The 22834-nt window shown below is 60.4% G+C and carries 23 protein-coding genes, 3 tRNA genes and 4 pseudogenes; 21 read left to right on the top strand and 9 right to left on the bottom strand.

Annotated elements, in window-relative coordinates:
* Positions 1–12: 12 nt before the first annotated feature.
* Positions 13–933 carry an EamA family transporter RarD gene (gene rarD, locus HU144_RS16930; protein ID WP_235352288.1) on the bottom strand — a complete coding sequence of 307 codons (921 nt, stop codon included), beginning with the start codon at positions 931–933 and terminating at the stop codon, positions 13–15.
* Between the two features lie 151 nt (positions 934–1084).
* On the opposite strand from rarD, the gene HU144_RS16925 reads away from it, so the two are divergent.
* The 3 genes and pseudogenes from HU144_RS16925 to HU144_RS19500 form a co-directional block, all read left to right on the top strand.
* Positions 1085–2503 carry an FAD-dependent oxidoreductase gene (locus HU144_RS16925; protein ID WP_235352287.1) on the top strand — a complete coding sequence of 473 codons (1419 nt, stop codon included), beginning with the start codon at positions 1085–1087 and terminating at the stop codon, positions 2501–2503.
* 135 nt (positions 2504–2638) lie between these two features.
* The gene (locus HU144_RS16920; protein ID WP_235352286.1) at positions 2639–3553 is read left to right on the top strand and encodes a GTP pyrophosphokinase; all 915 of its coding nucleotides are present in this window, start codon (positions 2639–2641) and stop codon (positions 3551–3553) included.
* Positions 3554–3604: 51 nt separating this feature from the next.
* Positions 3605–3805 (top strand): annotated as a pseudogene (locus HU144_RS19500) (TetR/AcrR family transcriptional regulator); the annotation flags it as partial.
* A 174-nt stretch (positions 3806–3979) separates the two neighbouring features.
* On the opposite strand, the gene HU144_RS16910 reads toward HU144_RS19500, so the two are convergent.
* Together HU144_RS16910 and HU144_RS16905 are read right to left on the bottom strand one after the other, a co-directional pair.
* Positions 3980–5395 carry a hypothetical protein gene (locus tag HU144_RS16910; protein ID WP_235352285.1) on the bottom strand — a complete coding sequence of 472 codons (1416 nt, stop codon included), beginning with the start codon at positions 5393–5395 and terminating at the stop codon, positions 3980–3982.
* 257 nt (positions 5396–5652) lie between these two features.
* Positions 5653–6144: a YajQ family cyclic di-GMP-binding protein gene (locus HU144_RS16905; protein ID WP_186293020.1), complete on the bottom strand. Its 492-nt coding sequence runs from the start codon at positions 6142–6144 to the stop codon at positions 5653–5655.
* Between the two features lie 145 nt (positions 6145–6289).
* Between HU144_RS16905 and HU144_RS16900 the strand changes: the two genes are divergently transcribed.
* Positions 6290–6371, top strand: a tRNA-Tyr gene (locus HU144_RS16900).
* Positions 6372–6487: 116 nt separating this feature from the next.
* Positions 6488–7003, top strand: coding sequence for a J-domain-containing protein (locus tag HU144_RS16895; RefSeq protein WP_235352284.1), 516 nt, complete (start codon positions 6488–6490; stop codon positions 7001–7003).
* Here HU144_RS16895 and HU144_RS16890 read toward each other — a convergent pair.
* Both HU144_RS16890 and HU144_RS16885 read right to left on the bottom strand, forming a co-directional pair.
* The gene (locus tag HU144_RS16890; protein ID WP_235352283.1) at positions 7000–8205 is read right to left on the bottom strand and encodes a M20 metallopeptidase family protein; all 1206 of its coding nucleotides are present in this window, start codon (positions 8203–8205) and stop codon (positions 7000–7002) included. The genes HU144_RS16895 and HU144_RS16890 overlap by 4 nt on opposite strands.
* Positions 8202–9374, bottom strand: a complete 1173-nt coding sequence (locus HU144_RS16885; RefSeq protein WP_235352282.1) for a hypothetical protein — start codon at positions 9372–9374, stop codon at positions 8202–8204. The genes HU144_RS16890 and HU144_RS16885 overlap by 4 nt, the downstream gene beginning before the upstream one ends.
* A gap of 235 nt (positions 9375–9609) precedes the next feature.
* Here HU144_RS16885 and HU144_RS16880 point away from each other — a divergent pair, with 235 nt between their 5' ends.
* From HU144_RS16880 to HU144_RS16850, 7 genes are all read left to right on the top strand, one after another.
* The gene (locus tag HU144_RS16880) at positions 9610–10410 is read left to right on the top strand and encodes a glycerophosphodiester phosphodiesterase (protein WP_235352281.1); all 801 of its coding nucleotides are present in this window, start codon (positions 9610–9612) and stop codon (positions 10408–10410) included.
* Positions 10411–10488: 78 nt separating this feature from the next.
* A tRNA-Thr gene (locus HU144_RS16875) sits at positions 10489–10561 on the top strand.
* 26 nt (positions 10562–10587) lie between these two features.
* Positions 10588–10661, top strand: a tRNA-Met gene (locus tag HU144_RS16870).
* Between the two features lie 280 nt (positions 10662–10941).
* The gene (locus HU144_RS16865) at positions 10942–11481 is read left to right on the top strand and encodes a hypothetical protein (RefSeq protein WP_235352280.1); all 540 of its coding nucleotides are present in this window, start codon (positions 10942–10944) and stop codon (positions 11479–11481) included.
* Complete coding sequence (locus tag HU144_RS16860) at positions 11457–11783, top strand: hypothetical protein (RefSeq protein ID WP_235352279.1); 327 nt, start codon at positions 11457–11459, stop codon at positions 11781–11783. The genes HU144_RS16865 and HU144_RS16860 overlap by 25 nt, the downstream gene beginning before the upstream one ends.
* Before the next feature lie 253 nt (positions 11784–12036).
* Positions 12037–12411 (top strand): hypothetical protein, encoded by a 375-nt coding sequence (locus HU144_RS16855; protein WP_235352278.1) that lies wholly within the window; start codon positions 12037–12039, stop codon positions 12409–12411.
* An 89-nt stretch (positions 12412–12500) separates the two neighbouring features.
* Positions 12501–12848 carry a hypothetical protein gene (locus HU144_RS16850; RefSeq protein ID WP_235352277.1) on the top strand — a complete coding sequence of 116 codons (348 nt, stop codon included), beginning with the start codon at positions 12501–12503 and terminating at the stop codon, positions 12846–12848.
* A 67-nt stretch (positions 12849–12915) separates the two neighbouring features.
* Here the strand turns inward: HU144_RS16850 and HU144_RS16845 are convergent, their stop codons facing one another.
* Both HU144_RS16845 and HU144_RS16840 read right to left on the bottom strand, forming a co-directional pair.
* Positions 12916–13512, bottom strand: a complete 597-nt coding sequence (locus HU144_RS16845; protein WP_235352276.1) for an HIRAN domain-containing protein — start codon at positions 13510–13512, stop codon at positions 12916–12918.
* An 83-nt stretch (positions 13513–13595) separates the two neighbouring features.
* Positions 13596–14015 (bottom strand): hypothetical protein, encoded by a 420-nt coding sequence (locus HU144_RS16840; protein WP_235352275.1) that lies wholly within the window; start codon positions 14013–14015, stop codon positions 13596–13598.
* Positions 14016–14057: 42 nt separating this feature from the next.
* On the opposite strand from HU144_RS16840, the gene HU144_RS16835 reads away from it, so the two are divergent.
* Entirely contained in the window at positions 14058–14327 is a 270-nt protein-coding gene (locus tag HU144_RS16835) for a hypothetical protein (protein WP_235352274.1), read from the top strand.
* Between the two features lie 170 nt (positions 14328–14497).
* On the opposite strand, the gene HU144_RS16830 is transcribed toward HU144_RS16835, so the two are convergent.
* Together HU144_RS16830 and HU144_RS16825 are read right to left on the bottom strand one after the other, a co-directional pair.
* Positions 14498–15181 (bottom strand): hypothetical protein, encoded by a 684-nt coding sequence (locus tag HU144_RS16830; protein ID WP_235352273.1) that lies wholly within the window; start codon positions 15179–15181, stop codon positions 14498–14500.
* 107 nt (positions 15182–15288) lie between these two features.
* A complete protein-coding gene (locus tag HU144_RS16825) occupies positions 15289–15498 on the bottom strand; it encodes a DUF3263 domain-containing protein (protein WP_235352272.1) in 210 nt (69 codons plus the stop codon).
* Between the two features lie 103 nt (positions 15499–15601).
* On the opposite strand from HU144_RS16825, the gene HU144_RS16820 reads away from it, so the two are divergent.
* From HU144_RS16820 to HU144_RS16785, 8 genes and pseudogenes are all read left to right on the top strand, one after another.
* Positions 15602–16282, top strand: a complete 681-nt coding sequence (locus HU144_RS16820; protein ID WP_235352271.1) for a hypothetical protein — start codon at positions 15602–15604, stop codon at positions 16280–16282.
* 52 nt (positions 16283–16334) lie between these two features.
* Complete coding sequence (locus HU144_RS16815; protein WP_235352270.1) at positions 16335–16592, top strand: hypothetical protein; 258 nt, start codon at positions 16335–16337, stop codon at positions 16590–16592.
* 316 nt (positions 16593–16908) lie between these two features.
* A pseudogene (locus tag HU144_RS16810) lies at positions 16909–17451 on the top strand (IS1634 family transposase); the annotation flags it as partial.
* Positions 17452–17603: 152 nt separating this feature from the next.
* Positions 17604–18851: a tyrosine-type recombinase/integrase gene (locus HU144_RS16805; RefSeq protein WP_235349689.1), complete on the top strand. Its 1248-nt coding sequence runs from the start codon at positions 17604–17606 to the stop codon at positions 18849–18851.
* Complete coding sequence (locus HU144_RS16800; protein WP_235349690.1) at positions 18848–19783, top strand: tyrosine-type recombinase/integrase; 936 nt, start codon at positions 18848–18850, stop codon at positions 19781–19783. Before HU144_RS16805 ends, HU144_RS16800 begins: the two co-directional genes overlap by 4 nt.
* A complete protein-coding gene (locus HU144_RS16795; RefSeq protein WP_235349691.1) occupies positions 19780–20769 on the top strand; it encodes a tyrosine-type recombinase/integrase in 990 nt (329 codons plus the stop codon). The genes HU144_RS16800 and HU144_RS16795 overlap by 4 nt, the downstream gene beginning before the upstream one ends.
* Before the next feature lie 83 nt (positions 20770–20852).
* Positions 20853–21893 (top strand): annotated as a pseudogene (locus HU144_RS16790) (IS1634 family transposase); the annotation flags it as partial.
* A 5-nt stretch (positions 21894–21898) separates the two neighbouring features.
* A pseudogene (locus HU144_RS16785) lies at positions 21899–22765 on the top strand (IS110 family transposase); the annotation flags it as partial.
* Positions 22766–22834 lie beyond the last annotated feature (69 nt).

Raw genomic sequence — 22834 nt, 5'->3', positions numbered from 1 at the left:
AGTGATCGGGACTCAGTCCAAATGCGGTCGTCGTCGGTTCTGCCGGACCATGTCCGTGCACAGCAGGATCACGGCGATCCAGATGATGAGGAACCCGATCCATCTTGTCGTCGACATAGCCTCACCGAAGATTGCGACGCCGAGGACGAACTGCATCGTCGGTGCAATGTACTGCAGCATTCCCACCCAGGACAGTGGAATTCTCCGGGCGGCTGCGCCGAAGAGGATGAGCGGGATCGCCGTCAGCGGTCCTGTGGCCAGGAGCAGGATAACGTGCCAAGGCCCGAATCCGATGAAAGTCCCATTGCCCTGCACAGCGAGGTAGGCGAGGAAGGCGAGGCTGGGAATGGTGAGTACGGCGGTTTCGACGGTCATGCCTTCGAGCGCACCGACCTTCCCGCCGACCTTGTTCTTCACCAGGCCGTAGAGGCCGAAGGACAGCGCCACCGTGAGCGCAAGATAGGGAAAGCGGCCGATCCCGATGCCGACCACGATCACTGCTGCCGCTCCGAAGCCCACCGCGGCCCACTGCAGCGGGCGCAGCTTCTCCTTGAGGAGGATGACGCCCAGCCCGATCGAGATGAGTGGGTTGAGGTAATAGCCAAGCGAGATTTCGACGAGGCGGCCGGTTTCGATGCCGTAGACGTAGGTTGTCCAGTTCACTGCGATGAGCACGGATGCCAGAGCAAGCAGCCAGAAGACCTTCCCCGAGCGCATCACCAGCCAGGTGCGGACAAAGCCCTTGGCGAAGAAGAGGAGGATGGCGCAGAAGATCAGCGACCAGATGATCCGATGGGCGACGATCTCGAGCGCGCCCGTCGGAGCCGCAGCGGCGAAGAGCAGGGGAATGAGACCCCAGATGATGTAGGCAGTGGTTCCATATCCCAGTCCGACGCGTCGGAAGGCAGATTCTTCGAGTGCAGAGGCGTTCACAGGCCGAGTCTAGGCAACGCACAGGAAGCTGGCGATTCCGACTGATGCCTGAGATGAAGCCGAAGGTGGGGATGCGAGCTTCGTCACGTGTTTGTTAGGAGGGCCTTCTTTGCCGATATGATGGGAGATGACTTACTAGAGAGGTGTGAGAATGACGCGTCCCTTCCGTGTGGCTATTGTGGGTGCCGGCCCTGCCGGCATCTATGCGGCCGACCTTCTGACCAAAGCCGAGCGTGACTTCGAGGTCAGCATTGACCTCTTCGAGCGCTTGCCGACACCGTTCGGACTGGTCCGGTACGGAGTGGCTCCCGATCACCCACGCATCAAGGGCATCATCAATGCCCTCATTAAGGTCCTCGATCGCGGTGACATCCGCCTGTTCTCGAACGTCGAGTACGGTGCGGACATCGCTTTGGGCGAGCTGACGGATCGCTATGACGCGGTGATCTTCTCCACCGGCTGTTTCATCGATGCCTCGTTGAACCTGCCCGGAGTGGATCTGCCTGGCTCCTACGGTGCTGCTGACTTCGTCAACTGGTATGACTCGCATCCGGATGTTGCCCAGACGTGGCCGTTGGATGCGGAGAAGGTTGCGGTCATCGGCAACGGCAACGTCGCTTTGGATGTGGCACGTGTGCTGGCGAAGCAGCCTGACGATATGCACACGACCGAGATCCCTGATCATGTCTACGAGGGTTTGAAGTCCTCGCGGGTCACCGACGTGCACGTGTTCGGTCGGCGTGGTCCTGCGCAGGCGAAGTTCACCCCCTTGGAGCTGCGTGAGCTGGGGCATGTCAAGGACGTCGACATCATCGTCTACCCCGAGGACTATGAGTTCGACGAAGGCTCTCTGGCCGCGATCGAGTCGAACAATCAGACCAAGCAGGTTGCGAAGACACTGACCGACTTCACTATGCGTGAGCCGGTGGGGGCCAAGCGCCGACTGCACCTGCACTTCCTCCATTCCCCGGTCGCCATCCTCGGCGAGGACAAGGTCACGGGGCTGCGCACGGAGCGGATGGAACTCGACGGGTCCGGTGGAGTCAACGGCACCGGCACCTTCCATGATTGGGAGATCGACGCCGTGTACCGCGCCGTCGGCTATGCCGGCACAGCACTTCCGCAGCTGCCCTTCGACTCCGGCCGGGGAGTCATCCCGAACCATGAGGGTCGGGTCGTCGACGCAGATGACCAGAAGGTCTCTGCCGATGCAGACGTGGTGCAGGGCGTGTATGCGACTGGTTGGATCAAGCGTGGTCCTGTCGGCCTGATCGGTCACACGAAGGGTGATGCCCTGGAGACGATCAGTCATATCCTCGACGATCGTGCCGCGGGTGTCCTGACGGAGCCCGTGTATCCGGATGACTCTGCGATCGTCGAACTGCTTGAGTCCAAGGGCGTCGACTACGTGGATTGGGAAGGCTACCACCGCGTGGAGACAGCAGAGAAGGCGCTCGGCGAAGCCGAAGGTCGTGAGCGAGTGAAGATCGCAACTCGCGAGGGAATGCTCTCCGAGGCCCGCAGCCACCTGCAGGCGGAAGCTGCCAGCCAGCCCGCATCGGGCCACTGACTTCGACAAGCCACTGAGTCAGACAAGGCACTGAGTTCGACAACTCAATCCAGAAATATGCGAGCGCGTCACCGTATCGGTGGCGCGCTCGTGGTTTGATGGGAGCAGTGAGGACCCTGTGACAGAGGAGGTACGGTGAGCGCGGATTCGGCGATGAGGGAAGTGGTCTCGCAGGCCTATGCGCAACGGCGCGACGCCTGGGAATCTGCCGCCGTGCGAATCAAACACTGGCTCAAACAGCAGCAGAAGGGTCTCCTGAAGGACAAGGACATCTCCCGCCTTGACGTCGACGGGCATCGCATCAAGGATCCGGCTCGCACCATCGCCAAGCTCGTCGAAAAGACCGCCGACGACCCGGAGCTGCGGATTTCCTCTCCACATGACGTTGAGGATCACATCCGAGACATCGTCGGAGTCAAGGTGCTGTGCAAATCACCGCGCGACCAGAAGATGATGTTCGACTCGCTCAGAGATCCGGAGCAGCTGGGCGCCTTCGTTCTCATCGAGCAGAAGAACTACGTTGACCCACCCAAGCCCAGCGGGTACCGGGCCTGCCACGTGACCCTGCAGATTCCCTCCGACCAGGGTGATCCGGTCTTCGCAGAGATCCAAGTCAAGACCAGGCTCCAAGACGCCTGGGGCGAGCTGACTCACGAGGATATGTACAAACCCGGCGCGGCGATGAAGCCCAGTGAGCTGCACGGTGAGTTCGCACGGGCGATGGCGAACATGCTCGCAACTGTCGATGATATGGCCGATACTCTCGCGGTCGAACTCTCTGCCCTGACGAACCCCGACCTCGACACCGGTGTGCCCTCAGCCACCGACGACACGATCGAGGTGAAGGTCAGGGCCACGGGCCCGAAGTACGCGTTGGCGGTCGACGGCGATGGTCGCCAAGGTCTCATCCCCGCCTTCGCCGTCCGCAAACTCAGCGACTCCAAGGGCACGATCAAGGTCAACGACTTCGTCAGCGTCGACGACCGCCTGCGAGTCACCGTCGAAGAGGATTCAAAGGGCCTGTACTACATCCCAAGGGAACTGGCCTGAGTCCAGATTCGGCCTCAGCTCACTTCTGGAGCGTCTGCTCTATAAACATTTGTGGAGCAGACGCTCTACAATGCGAGAGTGGAAGCGAATAACCGCGGTCGGCCGCTCGAGTTCGATCGATCTCGGGCCGTGCTCGACGCCGCCCGATTGTTCTGGCGCCTCGGCTACAGCGGAACGTCGACTCGGCACCTGAGCTCGGTGATCGGTATCTCGACGTCGAGCCTGTACGCGGCATTCGGCAGCAAGTCCGGATTGTTCGACGAGACCGTTCGCGTCTACGCCCGGCGGTACACCGCTCTGTACGAAAAGGCAGTAGCCGCGCAGTCCATCCGGACCGTCGTCGATGAGCTGCTGAGATCCTCGGTCATCGAGTTCACTCAACCTCCGGATTCGCACCCAGGTTGTCTCATCACCAGTGCAGTCATGTCAGAGGTACCGGCGACGCGCAAGGCGCGCGGAGACATATCCACTATGTTGACGACGAATGAACGACTTCTCCGAACTCGCCTCACCCGGGCGATCGACGAGGGCGAGATCCTGGGCGGAACCGACGGCGATGTCGTCGCCGGCTTTGTGCAGGCGATCTGGCATGGTCTGGCTGTCCAGGCGAAGCACGGTGTCAGACGCAACGAGCTGCTGCGGATCTCCGATTTCTCCCAGAGGGCCATGTGGTCGACATACTCGAGGTGAGCTCAACCTTGTGTCATCGGGCCGGTCGGCGAACGCGATTGCGAGGGTCTTCACCGCGGTCACCTTCTCCTCCGCGAAAGAGGGCCAGGAAGCCTCCTGTACGTTCAGATCGGTCTCGGCCGACACCGTGTGAGGAGTATCCAGCACCGACGTCGAGGTGGAGACGCTGAGCGATTCGCGATCGCAGTCCTGCAAAACCGACAAGCTGGTGGACAGGTTGTCGGCCATAGCATCGCGGCCGTCGATGACACCGGCGACGAGGTGGACCGAGGCTGGAGTCTCCGCGGCAATGCGGGCAATGCAGCCCGGGTCGGACGCGCGGGTGGCGGCGGAGACATCGACCCCGAGGGCCTCGATGCCAGAGTGCGCCAGCGCGGACAACCCTGCTCGCAGTCTTCCGCGGGGGGCGGTGACGAAGATCTGTGGTCGCGTGTTCGACCCGCTCAGTGCGGTGTAAGCACGGGAGGCCGCCTCGGCGAGCTCGGAATCGGAGTGTTCGTCGAAGTCGGTCACGAGAGCAGGTTCGTCCAACTGAACCCAGTCGACTCCGGCCGCAGCGAGAATGCTGATGACGTCGAGGTAGGCGACAGTGAGTTCGTCGAGCTGGTCGAACGTCGAGGTGCTTGTATCGGGGCTGGTCTTCGCCAGTGCCAGCATGGTCACGGGGCCGACGAGGACAGGTCGGATGGTGTGACCGGCGGCTCGTGCCTCCGACACCAGCGAGAGAAGGTGCTGCGGGCGGGCCCTGAACCGGGTGGGATACCTAAGTTCCGGCACCAGATGGCGGTAGTCGGCATCCAACCACCTGTCGATGCCCAAAGGCGTTCGCTGCCCAGTGGCACGTGCCACGGAGAAGTATTCATCGAGGTCGAAGTCGGTACCGGTGGGCTCCGACTCGATGAGTCCGATGCTCAGGGCAGTGTCGAGGACATGGTCGCAGTGGCTGTAGGAGGCAGGGATCGAATAGTCCTCGTCCAAGCCAAGCTCTCGCAGGCGACTGTAGGTGTTCAGCCGCAGGGAGCGCATGGACTGTGAGAAGGCCTCGGCATCGATGCGGCCTGCCCAATAGTCCTCGAGGGCCTTCGCCTGCTCGCGATTCGGGCCGATGTGCGGATAGCCGATAACGGTGGCTGTGGGGAATGTGCTGGACATGCAGCCATCCTGCCGTCGGCCTCGGGGAGGCGGTGGGGCAGGCGACTATCGCCGACACCTGCCGTCATGACCAGATCAGTTAACGTCTCGAACCGTCAGGCAACGTCTCGAACCGTCAGACAACGCCTCGAACCGTCGGACAAAGTCTTGAACTGTCAGACGGAGTCTCATTGAGATATGCCGACCGAAGCGACGGCCGGTGGCGGGTGCAAGCGGGGATGTGGGTGAGGGGAGTGCTGCGAACCGATCGTTGCGGCTCAGCGGTAGTTGACGAACTGCAGGTCGAGGTCGAGATCCTTGCCCTTGAGTAGGGCGATGACTTCCTGCAGGTCGTCGCGCTTCTTCGAGCTCACCCGCAGCTCCTCGCCCTGGATCTGTGCCTTGACGCCCTTGGGGCCCTCGTCTCGGATGTACTTCGAGATCTTCTTCGCATTGTCCTTGTCGATGCCCTCTTTGAGGCTGGCATCGATACGGTATTCCTTACCCGAAGGATAAGGTTCGCCGTCTTCGAGGGACTTCAGCGAGATGCCGCGCTTGACCAGCTTCGACTGGAAGACGTCGAGGATCGCCTTGACGCGATCCTCGCTGACGGCCTTCATCTGGATCGCTTCTCCGGTCCAGGCGATCGAAGCGTCGGTGCCGCGGAAATCATAGCGTGAGTTGATCTCCTTGGCAGCCTGGTTCAACGCGTTGTCGGCCTCCTGCCGGTCGACCTTGCTGACGACGTCGAATGAGGATTCGCTGGCCATGAATGCTCCTTGTGTGGTGAGAAGATGGACGAGTATCTGGTCACCGAGTGTAGTCGAGACGCATAATTGTGACCTGCGTCTATCGAGTTGGTGATTCGGGGTGGGTGCTTGTAGTATTTTCAAGTGCTCATCGAGCACACACTGCGGCAGATTGCCCGAGCGGCCAAAGGGAGCTGACTGTAAATCAGCCGGCATTGCCTTCGAAGGTTCGAATCCTTCATCTGCCACGCAGAAGTGAGAAGCCCCGTGATCTTCGGATCATGGGGCTTCTTCGCATCCACCCCTATTGCGCGGCCCCCGGCGCTTCTCTACTGTGGAAGAAAAGCCGAATGGAATCGTCGTCATGAACGAAGAACAGCCTCCCCGCCGCATCGGTTCGCTCGAGGATCGCAACGCGATCGTCGAATCCGCTCTGGACAAGGCGATCAGACGCGGCGATTTCGACGACCTGCCCGGTCTGGGCAAGCCCCTGTCCGGTCTCCACAACTCGGAGGATCCCGACTGGTGGGTCAAGGCGAAGATGGATCAGGAAGACATGAGCGGCGTAGCTCCCGCCGCCTTCCAGCTGCGCAAGGAGAACGCCGTCGTCGAGGACACGCTCGATGCCTTTTCGAAGGAGTCCGACGTGCGCAGCTATCTCGCCGGGTTCAACGATCGTGTCCGTGACGCCATCATGGATCTGCGCGAGGGGCCGCCCGTGTTCACTCCGCCCCGGAAAGTCGAGGATGAGGTCGCGGCCTGGCGCCGGCGCCGAGCTGCGAAAGCTGCGCCGACGACAAACCCGCCCCCGGCCCCGACCGCAGGTCAGGGCGAGGAGCGGGAACAGCCTCGGCGGTGGTGGCAGAGGAAACGGAGTTAGATCTCCGCGCGCAGACGTTCGAGGGCCAGGTGAGACAGCATTGCCGCCTGATCGCCGAGCACGGTGTCGTCGAAGATGACGAACGGAGAGTGGTTGTCGCCCTGCCGTTCCTCGGGCACATCCGTGCGTTTGGCGCCGAACATCATGTAGGTGCCCGGAACCTCCTGAAGGACGAACGAGAAGTCCTCACTGGGCATGATCGGGTGCGGTGAGACCTCCACCCGGTCTTCGCCCAGCAGGCCGCGGACCTGGTCTATGGTCCATGCGGTCTCAGCTTCGTCGTTGACGGTCACCGGATACTGAACCTGGAAGTCCACCTCGGCAGTGCATCCGTGGGCCTCCGCGATTCCTCGAGCCAACTGCTTCGATTGCGCCCGCACCGTGTCCAATGACTCCTGGGACAGGGTGCGGACCGTGGCACCGAGGCTCGCCGAGGCGGGGATGACGTTGATCGCCTCACCCGCCGTCAGCTGGGTCACGGACAGGGCGATCGGGTCGAAGGTGCTGATGCGTCGGCTGACCATATTCTGCAGCGCGGTCACGAGTTCGGCCAGGGCCGGGACCGGGTCGATCGCCGACTGCGGCTGGGATCCGTGGCCGCCGCGTCCGTGCAGGGTGATGTGGAGGACATTGGAACCGGCCTGCAGAGTTCCGGGCTTCGTCGAGACGACTCCTCTGGGGCCCATGTGGACATGGGCTCCGAAAGCGGCGACCACCCGGGGCCCCGCAGCGTCGAGGACACCCTCGTTGATCATCACTGAGGCGCCGTTGTATCCCTCCTCGCCGGGCTGGAACATGAAGACGACGTCGCCTGCGAGCTCTTCCCGGTGCGCATGGAGCAGCAGAACAGCCCCCACGAGTCCCGCGGTGTGCAGATCATGGCCACAGGCGTGCATGTTCCCATTCGTTGACCTGAACGGTTCGTCGGTGAGCTCTTCGACGGGCAGCGCGTCCATGTCGCCGCGGAGGAGGACAGCCGGAGCATGCGCGGGCCGCCCGGGGTGGGTTCCACGCAGGACTGCCACCACCGAGGTGGTCTCAACGCCCGTGCTCACTTCCAGATCGAGCCCTTCCAAAGCGGTGAGAACCGCAACCTGGGTGTGCGGCAGGTCGAGCCCGACCTCGGGGTGGGTATGGAGCCGACGACGGAATTCCTGCAGCTGTGGCAGGAGGGCATTCGCCTCGCTCAGAAGGGTGCTCACAGCATTCCCACGAGGACGCTGGCGATGATGACGGAGCCGGAGCTGACCGAGGTGAAGCCGCCGACGAGCATCGGTGGCAGCATGACGTTGAGAAGGGCTTCCTTCTCGTCTTCGTCACGGGCGATGGAGCGAGCGACCTCGTTGGTCAGCAGGTAGTCGGCGGGGAAGCCGTACATGGCCGTCAGTGCCACCGACATTCCCAGCGGGGCCTTCCACCTCAGCAGCTTCGTGGCGATGTAGCCGCCGGCGACGATGCCGATGCCGCCGACGATGAGGATCGAGATGGTGGGCAGGAACGCGTTGATGACGTCCTGAACCGAGGCCGAGACCAGGGGAGCCATGACGATCGCGATCACGCCGGACATGGCGACGCCGAAGGAGTTCGACCGTTCCATCGCTTTGTCGGGCGACAGGCCGATCGCGGTGGCGGCGATACCGAGGATGAGCGCGAGGATCGACGACGGAATGTGCGTCGGGACGGCCAACAGAGTCGCGATGGAACCGCCGACGAGGATGAGGAAGAGCATGAACAGCTGGTTGTCGACCAGGAACGCCGGAAGCGTCACGAGCTTTTTCTTCGTGGCGGCTTCTGCCTCGTCCTCGGTGTGAGCGGCGGCGAGTTCATGGAGCTCTCCGCTGTCGCGCAGGTTCTTGGCGTAGCGGCGGAGCAGGAAATTCGTCATCGGCATCGACGGCAGCGACTGCAGCATGAGCACGAGAGCCGGAAGTACGATGATCGCCGAGGCGGCTCCGGACGCTGTCAGACCCTCGGTTGTGAGGCTGGTGGCGACGATGCCGCCGGCCAGAGGGCCGGAGCCTGCCACGGAGGTCTCGAACCCGAAGATGGGCGCGATGATGAGGAAGACGAGTCCGACGGCGACGACCATCCCGGAGAGCGCGATGACGACCGAACGCCATTGCTTGAGCATCACTCGGAGCGGAATGAGCGTGCCCATGTGGAAGAGCAGCGGAGCGACGAGAATCGTGTAGACCTGGACAAGCATCGAGTCATCGATGACGGTCTCCGGGACGATGCCGATCTTGGCGAAGATGAAGATCCCCAGCATCGCCACGAGGAGGCTGGGGACGCGGGCCTTGGACCAGATCGAGACCAATTCGCCGATGGCGATGAAGCCGAGCACGATCGCGGCAGCATAGATGCCTTCCATAGCGATCCTTTCGAAGGTGGTGAGTGTCGTGTGGGCTCGGTCGTCACATCCACAACGGCGAGGATATGAAGCAGCTCACAGAGAGTACGTTATTGCCTGTTTTCGGATAGTGCCTATGCCTTTCTCAGCATTCAAGATAATGAAGACGATTCAGGTCCAGTGTGACCGTGCGATGAGGGGAGACGGAGTGTGCCCGGATTGAGGCGAGGGCCGGGGCAGGGCATAGTCTGGGCGTATGAGTTTTCTGCAGTTCCTGCACGAACGAGGCATCGCCGAGCGACCTGGTTCCTCGAAGCGTCCACTGGTGATCGCGCACCGCGGCTATTCCGCAGTGGCCCCGGAGAACAGCCTCGCCGCAGTGGATGCGGCACGTGCCCTCGACGTGGACTTCATCGAAGTCGACACCTCGACGAGCGCCGATGGGGTCCCTGTCATCCTCCATGATCCGGATCTGGATCGGACCACGAATCGGAAAGGGCCGGTGGCGAACCTGACGGCGGAGGAACTCTCCTTCGTCGACGCCGGCTCCTGGATGGGTCCGGGATTCACCGGTGTCCGGATTCCCACACTGGCAGCCGTGATGCGAGATATCCAGCACCGAGGCGGTGAACTCCTGCTCGAACTCAAAGGGGAGTGGTCCTCCGGTGCGGTGGCTCAGATCTCCGAACTCGTCGTTGCGACCGGGACCGCTGACCGGATGGTCGTACAGTCCTTCAACACCGAGACTCTGGCAGCCTGCAGAGACATGCTGCCGATGGTCTCACGGTTCCTTCTGCGCATGGTCCCGCGCCCTGAAGACATCGAGGTGGCACGGGCCCTGGGCGCCGTCGCGATCAATCCCTCCTTCAAGGGCTTCTCCATGCGCAGATCCGTTGTCACCGAGTTCCGTGACAATGACCTGGGCGTATTCGTGTGGACGGCTGATTCCATGGACGAATGGCGTGAGCTCCTCGATGCCGAGGTCGATGGCATCATCACCAACCAGCCCGGCCGTCTGCAGGGATTCCTGGCGGGTCGATTCGACCCGGTGAAGTGAACTCCTGCAGTCTGTGAGTGACGTCACTGAACGCCGATTTGCCCTCGCTGCGCGAAGCCGTGTAAATTCTTACCTGTTGCCCCGATAGCTCAGTCGGTAGAGCATCTCCATGGTAAGGAGAAGGTCAAGGGTTCGAATCCCTTTCGGGGCTCTCGTGCCGCTTAAATGCGGTGCTGGGGCGGGGTAGCTCAGCTGGTTAGAGCGCACGACTCATAATCGTGAGGTCGGGGGATCGAGCCCCCCTCCCGCTACGCTCTAAGTCCCTCACCAGGCCAAACGGTCATGGTGGGGGACTTTTTCATGCCCTAAACCGGACCAATAATGCGGTTACGATGCGCTTTGGAACCACTTATCGAGCACGCCCACCACGCAAGTCGGCCCAATGTTGAGCTTCTGCACGTAGTGCTCGCCGTCACTCCAACCTCCGAATGCCCGAGCTGCTTAGACGCGTTATCGAGGCCATCGGCACCGTAGATCGTCGTCGCCAGTCCCGAATACCAGCCCACGAAGGCCGAAGTCGAGGAACGGCGCGTGTATGAGCGTGAGAAGAAGCGCAAGCAGCGCCGAGACACGACGGGCAAATTCGCAGGTCAGGGGCATGTCCCCGAGGGACATTATGGGGACTCCCGAGGGACAAACGGGGGAGCCCCGGACGTGTCCCCACACGGTCCCACCGTCCCGGCCCGTCCCCAACCCACACCTAACGGTGTGGGGGACGCGCCCGCCAAACCAAAACCCGCTCGCAAGTCCCGAATCCCAGACGACTGGGTACCGAACGACTCCCACAGGGAGAAGGCTCGAGAGCTCGGCATCGACCTTGACGCCGAAGCCGAACGATTCCGAAACCACGCCATCGCCAACGGCAAAACCTTCGTCGATTGGTCCCGCGGCTTCCACACCTGGCTCAACAACGCACTCAAGTTCGGCACCCCAACCACCAACCGACCAGCGAAGCGGGACTCACCCCGCACGTTCGACCAAATGCGCCACGACCAGAACCTTGAACTCTGGTCACGAGTCAAAGCTGAAGAAGAAGGAGACGACCCATGGCAAAGACAGCTCGGAGCCTGACCATGGACCTGCTACGGTTCATCGCCGCACACGACGGCCGCACACTCACCGAGGACGACCTCGACGCATGGGTGTTCCCCGTCGCGGATAACCCGACGATCCTCGCCGACGACTGGCGAGCAGCCATCTCCAAGCACTACGCCGCAGAAGGAGCAACACGAGCGCGGCCCGGCGACATCCTCGCCGAAGCCAAGCGGATCCGCGACCGACGCATCGGAGCCAACCGTGTGCAACTCGAAGCGAATCCCCAGCGGGTGCCGTGCCCACCGGAACTGCGATTCCAGAACAGGAGGGCATCATGATCGCCCTCATCGTCACCGCCGCGCTCATTCCGGTCGCCGTCGTGGCCGCAATCATCCTCGAACCACACGTGGAGTCATGGGCGACACGAAAACGGCTCAGCGAGGCGCACAGAGACTCCGGCGGAACCTCAAACACCAGCAATCCTAAGCCCGAACCTCACGCAACCTCACCAAACGTTGGGGTAGAAACTGAACCTCACCAACCGCGTGTCAGGGCTGGGAAAAGTCCCGTAAGTGAAAGGAAGCTATGACCATGAGCAACTACATCGACCTGGAACCGCAAATCTCCGACTACTACGGCACGATCCCGGGACAAGAACGCCGTGCAGGGATCTGTGATGCACTGCGGTTCCTGGATAGTCACCCCGAACATGTGCCCGGACGAACAATCACGGAGGGCGAGCTAGACAAGATCGCTGACGAATGCAGGATCGATGACACGGCGGTTGTTTACATTGACAACTTCGCTAAACGCCTCGGCATCACCGTCGTCCCGGAGCCGACTGAGGCTGAGAAGCTGGCGGAGATCATCAGCGAGTACACCTACAACTCCGAACCGCAGGCATTGGCTGAAGCTCTAGTGCGGGCTGGCGTGAAGGCACCGGGAGGCGAGAGCGATGACTGCTGACGAATGCATCGAGTACGACAAGAACGGAAACTATGTGCACCACGACGATTGCGAATGCTGGTGCCACTGGGCGTTCGGAGGCGAGAACGATGACTGACCTGACCGAGTGGATCAAGGAACGCCGACGCATCCACGACGCAGCAACAGAAGGGCCCTGGGCGAAAGAAGAGGACGAAGCGTGGGGAGACACCTACGCAAGTCTGTCCATCCAAAGGGTAGGCGAGGCGTGGGACTCCGACCCTGCGCACGCCTGCTGTGACCCCCTCGACGGCGAGAACGTTCTCGCAATCGTGGATGCGCATAACACGCTCCCGGCCCTGCTGACAGCGGTAGAGAACGTGCTCGAAGTATTGGACGCGGGTGTGCGCGATGGGGACGGCGCCGAACTGATCCGTAGTGTCGCATTGGCTGAGATTGAGGAAGCAATCAATGAGTGACGAACTGCGGGATAAGATCGAGACCACCTTGGTCCAGGCTGGCGCACGCGGCAGGCATCGGCGGAAGCTACAGGTCCAATTCCGCAGCAACCTCAGCCGGCATAACCGCGATCGTGATGCCCGCCCGACCCATCACCACCCCTACGAACTCTTTGCCGGAGTCGAAGGGCTTCGCGAGACGACGGGCAAACCCCCGGTTGACGTATCCGTAAATGTGCTTCGAACCGGGACGAGCGACAGCAATCGCGTTCGGATCGTACTTGTTCTCAGGTTCACGGCGAAGGTCGATATGATCGCCGACTTTCAGCCGTGCGGCAGGGTAGTTCTTCCACCCTCGAACATTCAGATAAAAGATCCCAAGCCGTGCCAGGGCCAGGTTGCCGGGGGAGGGCTGCTTACCGGACTCTTCGCTGACGAACCGGTACTCGCCTTCGCGGCGCTCAACTCGGAAGGCGAGTGTTCCAGCGGAGTCACGAACCAGTTCGGAATCAGCTTCTTCTTTCGAGAGCCACGTTTCGCTGGCCGAAGCGCCGGTATTAGTCAGATCAGAGGTATCCGGTGCAATGGTGTCGACAGGCTGCTGAGGACTCGATGGCGTGAGAAATTTCGCCACCAACCAACATATGAGTGCGATGGCCAGAAGGATGCCGACTACTACCCACATGAGGAGACCTCCATGTCAACCGTTTCAAGAACTTTAACCGAAGAGTCCGGGGAGGAGAAGCAATGAACTGGCCCCGGCGCGGATCATTGAGGACCGGTATCCAGGTGCTCGATCGGGAACTGACGCGAATGGTCGTTTTTGGATCTAGTTCGAGGCTTCTCCCACGACACTGTTGCAATCGAATACGACGGGTCGGGAGGAGTCAAAGTGATGATCTGCCAAGGAACCACCGTCCCGAGGCCCTGCCAGTCTCGTTCGTCCTCAGGCATACCTTCGGCCCACCACACAACGACCGCTGTTTCGGCAGGGTCATATCCGATGTGTTCGACGCGCAACTCACCGGGCTCACTTTTCAGCTTCCGAAAGTTCACCGCTCGCCACTCATCGAGTCGACGTTCTCTCTTGCGGCTCTGAACCTGAGCGATTGTGGTCACGATCGTGGCGAACAGTGCGAGGAGCGCGATGACGGCAGAGGCTGTGGCAATGAAGTCTGAGGTGTCCATAAGCTCATCCAAGCATGAAATCGAGGGCCCTAAGGAGAACGCATGAGCTGGGACGGCAAAGCGGCAGCGAGAGCTTACGAACGCGCAGCTGGAGAGGAGCAGGGAAGCTGGTTCGAGGAAGGCGCAGCATGGCAACGATCAGCCCTGGAAACGCCGGAATCAGTGGACAGGGCGGCCGAGGCGATCTGGGCACGAAACCACGGACCAGCGGAGAGGCCCGTCATATGGGGAACGACGCTCGAAGAGATTCGGGAATTATGGCGGGAAGACGCTCGCGCCGTAATCGCCGCACGGAACCAGAAGAAGTGGTGACCATGAGCGACTACATCACCCGCCGCTACGGGTCGAACCGCAACCGCCACTGGTAGGGCATCGCGCACCGGGCCTGGCTGCTCGGCAGTGGCCAGTACATCAAGGGCAACGACCCTGTGGACAGGTTTTAAGTGAATCTCACCTGCCGATCGCTAAAATTCGGACGCAACTCAGTCCCTTCCATCTTCGTGTTCGTCGTAACCTGCCCACCTGACAGCCGACTCGGGGATACCCTTTAGGCCATACGCGCCAAGGGCCGCAGAGAACCATTTCGGGAACTCAGGCAAGTCAGACACCAAGCTCCCAGTAGCTATATAGATCACGCAGGTCATCAGGGCTAAACTCAAAACAATCAAGGATTGTCTCAGAATGCGCCGCTGAAACTCCGACAGGTCGGAGTCAGCTTCGACGGTGAGCTCCTGCCAATCCTTTTCCAGAGCGGCAGCGAGGTCGGGATTCTGGCCAAGGGCAGTCGCCTCGTCGACGACAACTGAACCGTCTTCAACTCCCTTTACAATCGATTGCACGGCTTCAAGGTTGAAACGACGGCCCACTTCCGTCCTGTCGAAGATCATCCGACCGTACTGCTTAGAGAAGTCGTCCAAATAGCCCAGCTGTGGCATCTTTATATTGATCTTCGGCACGGGCGGCATGCTTGCCGCGGTAATCTCGCGGATGCTGTCGTTGAGTTGGTTCATTGAAGCCATCTCGGACATCTGCTTTCGCATGACTTCAACTGCAGGCGAATGTAGAAACTGAAAATTCTTGAACTGTGCGCTCATCATCTTTGCGATTTGGGCCGCGAGCTTCTTGTTGAACTCGCTATTGAAATCACCAAAGTTTGCCGTAGTCATCCCAACACCCTATCCCGGAGAACTACGTCCTGCGTGGCCGCGACGAGCTACTGCAGAAACGCTTTCCATCGGCCTTGCCGGCGTTCGAACGCGAACCGTTCCGCCCGCTACCTCCTGACCCGGTCCACAACATCCGGGGCGTAGCTGTAGGCAGCATCCGTATCGACCAGCCCCTCGAGCACAACAGTGTACTTCTCGACCGGCAGGTTGATGCGCCGGCACAACTCTTCGCGGGCTGCGGCAGACAACGCGGTCTTCTCCAAAACGAGGATCAACCGATCATGCGCGGACAGTTCGTTCACGGTGCCAGGAACCATATAGGCAAGTTTGGCACGGTCGACTGAACTTCATACTTACGTGCGATGTGGAGACGCTGCACCGACTCATACAGTTGCGGGTACATCAAGAAAGGATGTGCGAATGACCGCAACCACAAGAAGCGTCACAGTAGTCGCTTCGATACTCAGCTCTGCAGCTCTACTGCTGGGAACCGTAGTCCCTGCGCAGGCAAGCACACCCGCTACGTTGCACAAAGTGTCGACCACCAACTTCGTCGACGAATCCTGTGTGAAACAAGTCGAGGAAGCCTACGAGAAGGTTGGCCAATCGGCGGAAGCCAAAGACCTCGAGCTCTGCGAAGGCAAGGTCACCGTCGAAGAAGGCGCTACTGAAACGGTCGACCCAGCAGAAGCCAAGGCGTTCGCTGCCACCGAGAACATGGGCGAGCAGGAAACTGCTCTGGTCGTTGAGGCTGCGAAAGCAGGGAAGATAAAGAGCAAGAAGTGGAAGCACGCCTATTGGGGCGGCTCCAACTATGAGAAGCATGCAGGTAGAACCTACTGGAATGGTTCGAAAGCTTGGGTCAAGAAGTATAAGGGTAAGACCGGATATCACACTTGCCACTCCGAAGGTTCGTGGCAGGTTGGCTGGTCTGTCAAGCCAACCCGGTGCACCAAACCCAAGGCTGGCACCTATGCGGATTCGTACTACCGGTTCGACGCTTCGCTCTTCGTGAAGGGAAGTCCGATCACTCTCGGCGTGGGCCTTCACTACCGCACGTCCAAGTCAGGGGCAGTCAAAACCTGGCAGGTCGGCGGCTAATATTGAATCAATCATCAACGCAGTCAGGACTAAACAGATGCAGGTGCAAGATATGGCGACCGATCAGCGCGAACGATTCCTCTCAAAGACGGAATGGAAGTTCATCGGCTTCCTCGCACTCGCATTTGTGTTGACACCGATCTTCTACGGTCTGCCCTTACTTAGCCCTTTGTTTGCTTTAGGCACGAGCGTCCGCTCGCATAAGGCAAAGATGGTGTGGCTCTGGGTGATCTCATCGGTTCTGGTTCTGATGTCGATCGCACCGTTCATCCTGAGGATCGCTGGCCTGAGCAACTTCATCGTCGAATGACATCGTGAGGCACCAGGCTTCGATCGAGCCTCGGCGCGTATCCGCTATTTGTTGGTAGTCGAAGCAAGCAGCCCCTGAGCCTGAATGGCCGGGGGCTGTTCGCGTTCGTCAACTTGCACTCAGATTCTCGCGTGTCGTCCCTGGTAAATCTCCCGTGCCCCAGGTTTAGCTACGGGCATGATCGTAAGACACCTCGACGCAACTGACCTGACTTGCTTCACTTTGGCCGATTTTGAATGATTCGACGGCATATCTCCTGGTGACCGGACTGTATGTAGGGAATTTGGGACACTAATCGGGTCCGTAGAATGAAGGCATGAGCCTGCGACTGAGGAAAGTCCCGACCGCATCTGGGGCAACCGCGGTCCAGATCGTGACGAAACGCCACGGCAAACTCACCGTCATCGAACACCTCGGCTCCGTTCACACCCCAGCCCAACTCGCAGCACTCGAAGAAGCCGGCCGGGAAAAGATCAACGAGTCCACCGGACAACGAGCCCTCGACCTCGACACCGGCGGCAACGTCTCGACAACGTCGCGCCGGCGAGTGAAGGGATCAGCATCACGGCTGCTCATCGACACGATCCGCACCGCCTACGACAGACTCGGATTCGACGTGGTCGATGACATAGCAATCTTCCAGCTCGTGCTCGCAAGGCTCGTCGAACCCACGTCGAAGACTGACAGCATTCGTGTCCTCGACGAACTCGGTGCCGATGTCAAACACCGCAGCACTTTCACCCCGTGTCTGCAACGGATCAATGCCGACTCCTATCGAGAGACCATTGCAGGCAAATGCTTCGACTACTCAGTCGCGACGACCGGGATCTCGCTGATCCTTTATGACGTGACCACCTTATTATGCCGACGTCGGCATAATGGCGTTTATGCCGATGTTTTGATTATGCCGATCAATGAGTCGTCGTCCCTGGTCAGATCGTGAACGTCTAGCGGAAACATCGGCATAACAGGCATGGTGAACCTCCACCCAACCAATTGGAGGAACCCTCGATGAAAAGAATCATGCCCCTGACTGCCCGGGGCCCACTGACAGCCACGATCGATGAACTCAGCTCGTGGATGACCAGCCAGGGATATGCCCGCACCATGGTGCCCCAAGTATTGGGGGTCGCTCGCGGCCTCAGCGCCTGGATGGACGACCACAACCTGACAACGACTGATCTGACCCCCAGCGTTCTCAACGATTTTCAAACACACTATGGTCCAACAACGCCAGGACACACGATCGTGACCGTAAGACTTCCGGTGTTGCGCCGCTTCTTCATCGAATCAAGGCTCCTCACCGATGCTGACGCCCCTCGCAAACGGCCCCGACCTCCAGATGGGAAGCAGTCTCCGCCTCTGCACAACGCGACCGAAGGACAACTTGCCGCATGGGCTGATTGGCAACGACGCACACGCAACATCAGCGACGGCTGCATCCGATATCGACGCATGTGGGCGACAGAGCTCGTCGATTCTCTTACACACACGAGCACCGAAATCGATTGGAGTTCTTGCACCCCGACGCTGCTCAACACCTATGTGGGACAACGCTGTACTGGATACGCCCCGGCCTCGCGTACAGCGATCATCGACTCAATCCGTTCTCTCATGCGATGGGCGCTGGCCACAGGACGCATCGACCGCGACCTTGCACCCGCGATCCTTCAAGCCCGAACCTCACGGGCCACCATGCCTCGCGGACTCTCGACTGGTCAGGTCCAAACCCTCCTGACTGCCTGCAACCAACGCACTGTCATCGGGATTCGCGATGCCGCGGTCATTTGCCTCCTATGGCGACTGGGACTACGTGCCGGGGAATGCGCCGGGCTGCAACTGGATGGTCTCAACTGGGCAACAGGATCACTGACCGTCGTGGGTAAGGGACACCGTCGGCTCACTCTGCCGATCCCGCATGATGTCGGCGACAGCCTCATCGCCTGGCTGCGGGTGCGCCCCAGTGACGCGACGGACCGGGCCGTGTTCGTCCGCGCACGAACACCCATCCACGGGTTGACCGGCGCGGGAATCTCCGACATCGTCAAACATCGGGCCGACAACGCTGGACTCGGTCTTGTCCATGCTCACCGGCTGCGCCACACAGCGGCGATGCACGTCATCGCCACCGGCGGCAGCCTGACCGAAGCACAAGAACTGCTCGGGCATCAGAACGCAGCGATCACCAGTGTCTACGCAAGAGTCGATCTCAACTCCCTGCGCGACCTGACCATACCGTTTGGGAGAGTACCGGAATGAATCTCCTCGACGAACTCAACTCCTATCTGGGGCAACGACGCAGCCTGGGATACGAACTCAAGACCACCGAGTACCTGCTCCGCAATTTCTGCAACTGGGTAACCGATCAGACGAAGACTCAGACGTTCACAGTCGACGACGCCGTCGACTGGGCCAGGAACCGTCCGAACACGGCTCCTGTGTGGTGGTCGCAACGGCTGACAGCGATTCGCCCCTTCGCCGCGTGGCTCAATGCCCGCGGCGAAGACATCCCTTTGATCCCGAAAGGATTACTGCCGACTCCGACAACACGACGCATCCCCTACATCTACTCACAAACCGACCTCGATCGTCTCCTGAACTCTTGTCCGACGTTCTATGCCCACCCCAGAGTGGCGGTGACGATGCACACGATCATCGGGTTGCTCGCCGCCACTGGAATGCGGGTGGGTGAAGCCCTTCGCCTCAGGGTTGCCGATCTCGACGTCGACACCCATGTTCTCCTCGTCCACGGCCGTAAGACACCACGAGACCGTTACGTGCTTCTGCACCCAAGCACAACGACGGCCATCACCACGTACCTCTCCTGTGCCGAACGCTTAGCAACCCGTCCGTCTCCGACCGGCCCGATCTTTGTCAACGCTCGCGGCACCGATTTCGTCCTCGAAACCATCGAACAGCACTTCGCCGCCCTCGTCGACGACCTCCAGCTGGTGCCTGCCGACCAGAAACGGCCCCGAATGCACGACCTGCGCCACACATTCGCCACCAAGCACATGATCGCGGCATACACGCATGGACACGACCCCGCCAGAACCCTGAGCCTGCTCTCGACATGGTTGGGCCATTCCAGCCCCGAACACACTTACTGGTATCTCAGTGCCGCTCCCGAACTCCTCGCAGCCGCTGCGCATCGGCTCGAACCCTCCCGTGTGGAAGGACCACAATCATGACCATGCTCTCCCAGCACTTGCAGGCCTACTTCACGACATTCGCTCACAACCAACGTAGCCTCTCACCACACACCATCACCGCCTACCGGGATACGTGGCGGATGCTGCTGACCTTCCTCGCAGCAGAAATCAACACTCGGCCCGATCTTCTCGACTTCGGCCACATCGACGCGGCCAACGTCTCCGCGTTCCTCGATCACCTCGAAAACGACCGGGGCAACACCATCGCGACGAGAAACGCCCGCCTGACCGCCATCCGCGCAGTCCTCACCCGTGCATTGCCCAACCAGCTCGACCACGCTGGCACCCTGGCACAGGTCTTAGCGATTCCACCCAAACGCGGACCACGCTCGGATGTCGAGTTCCTCACCGGTGAAGAATCGACAGCGCTGATCAATGCACCCGACCATAACCGGTGGACGGGCCGACGCGACTACGCCTTGCTCGTCCTCGCGGTCCAAACAGGACTGAGGATCAGCGAACTCATCAGCCTCACTCTCACCAACATCCACTTCGGTGCTGGTGCCGGCGTCACATGCTTAGGGAAAGGCCGACGTCGGCGAGTCACACCAATGACAACCCCAACCGAAACCGTGATGAGAGCCTACATCGACGACCGCAAGAACCGGCCCGGAACTGCGCTGTTCTGCGGGCCACACGGCAACGAGCTCTCCCGCGACGCCATCGAACACAGGCTCCGCATTCACGTCGCGGCAGCAGCCGCGAACTGTCCGAGTCTGGCCAGGAAACACATCACCATGCACACCCTGCGTCACACAGCCGCGATGAGCTTACTCGCCGGAGGAGTCGATATCTCAGTCATCGCCTTGTGGATGGGACACCAGCGAACCCAATCGACAGACGTGTATCTCCACGCCGATATGACGATCAAGCAGACTGCACTTGATCGGACACGACCGCTTGATACACGGCCAGGAGTCTACAAGCCAGAACCTGACATCCTCGCGTGGCTACACGAACTCTGATTATGCCGATGTTTCCGCTAGACGTTCACGATCTGACCAGGGACGACGACTCATTGATCGGCATAATCAAAACATCGGCATAAACCTTATATTTTGAAGCAGAGAAGGAAGACAGGCTCCGCAAGGTCGGGTACTCCAAGGAACGCCGCGTCGATCCACAGATCGTGGTCGGCCTCCTCGTCGATCGGACCGGATTTCCGTTAGAGATCGGGTGCTTCGAAGGCAACAAGGCAGAAACGTTCACGATGATTCCGATCGTCAAAGACTTCCAAAACCGCCACGGCGTCACGGACATGGTCATCGTTGCTGATGCCGGGATGCTCTCAGCCGCGAACCTCAAGGAACTCGATGATGCCGGGCTACGGTTCATCGTCGGTTCGCGGCAGACGAAAGCACCGAATGATCTGGCGACGTTCTTCACCTGGAACGGCACCAACACTGATGATGGGCAGCTCGTCGATACGCTGACCCCAAGGGCCACAGTCGGCTTGGACAAGAACCGGACGCTGACTCGTGCTGAGCCCGTGTGGTCACCGGTTGAGCATCCGAGGGCGTGGCGGGCAGTGTGGCAATACCGGTGCAAACGCGCTGTGCGGGACAGGGAAACACTGAATCTGCAGCGTAATCGGGCGATGCGGATCATTGATGGGGAGTCGAAGCCGAAAGCCGCATGGTTCGTGAAGACGAAGGGGTCGACGAAGGTCTTCGACGAGTCCAGCTATGACAAAGCAATGGGTCTGGCCGGGTGGAAGGGGTACGTCACTAACATCGAGGCCAAGGTCATGACCGCCCGTGAAGTCGTGGGTTCCTATCATGATCTATGGCATGTCGAGCAGTCTTTTCGGATGTCGAAGACCGACCTTCGAGCCCGTCCGATCTTTCATCGCACACGGGACGCGATTGAGGCGCACTTGACGGTCGTGTTCACGGCGTTGGCGGTCGCGAGGTTCATGCAAGAAGCCACAGGGTTGTCGTTGAAGAAGGTCATCACCACGTTGCGGCCACTACGTGAGTTCGTGGGTGAGATCGATGGGCAGGAGCTCGTGTTCCCACCCGAAGTCCCGCCAAACGTTGCCGAGCTAATTAGCAGCGTCGAAAGTTTCGGGCCCGGGCCGGGGTACTAAAGTGAAGCAACTCAGGTCGGACCATGCCGCATACCTTGCGGGGGATTCGGGTCAGTGATGAAAACGTCGCAGAGCTTTCCATGTTGTGCGGTTACGACGACGATCTCGCGAAACTGGCCACGGCAACATCGAACAGGATTCGTGGTCTGCTGACACAGATCCATCCCGGACTGGAGGCTGTCATCGGTGCTCACTTGGACCATCCTGCGATGACGGCGCTGCTGGTGAAGTATCCGACTCCGAAGGCTTTACGTCGGGCCGGTAAACGCCGGGTTGAGACACTGCTGGCCAAACACGCACCCAGAGCGTGGAAACGCTGGGCGACAGCGATTTTCACCGCCTTGGAAGAGCAGACTGTGGTGGTCGCGGGCACCGATGCGGCAGGGATCGTCCTACCGCAACTGGCCACAGCTTTGGCTCAGACGAGGTCGTCGCGGGACGAGGTCTTTGCACGGATCGAGGAGTTGGTGGAATCGCATCCTCTTTTCGAGCTCCTGACGTCGATGCCGGCAGTCGGCGTCAGGACAGCGGCGAGAATCCTGACCGAGGTCGTGGGCAAGGACTTCGCCACCGCCGGGCACTTGGCCTCTTACGCCGGTTTGGCACCGGTGACGTGGAGATCGGGGACGTCGATCCGTGGTGATCATTCGTCCCGCCGGGGCAACAAAGTGCTCAAACGGGCGCTATTCCTATCGGCATTCGCAGCGTTGAAGGACCCGTTGTCGAGGGCGTATTACGACCGAAAACGTGCCCAGGGCAAGAAGCATAACCAGGCCCTGATCGCGCTGGCTCGTCGACGCTGCAACGTGTTGTTCGCGATGCTGCGTGACGGTGCCTATTTCCACGTACCGATGGAGGCCACCGCCGCGTAGACAGGCTCACAAGCGCCCACGTCCAGTCCGAGACTCCGGTCCCGGACCAATCAGTACTGCCCAGCATCA

Origin of the sequence: Brevibacterium sp. UCMA 11752, from assembly GCF_021532235.1 — a bacterium.
Classification (GTDB): domain Bacteria; phylum Actinomycetota; class Actinomycetes; order Actinomycetales; family Brevibacteriaceae; genus Brevibacterium; species Brevibacterium antiquum.
This window is presented reverse-complemented; position numbering and strand designations above follow the sequence as displayed.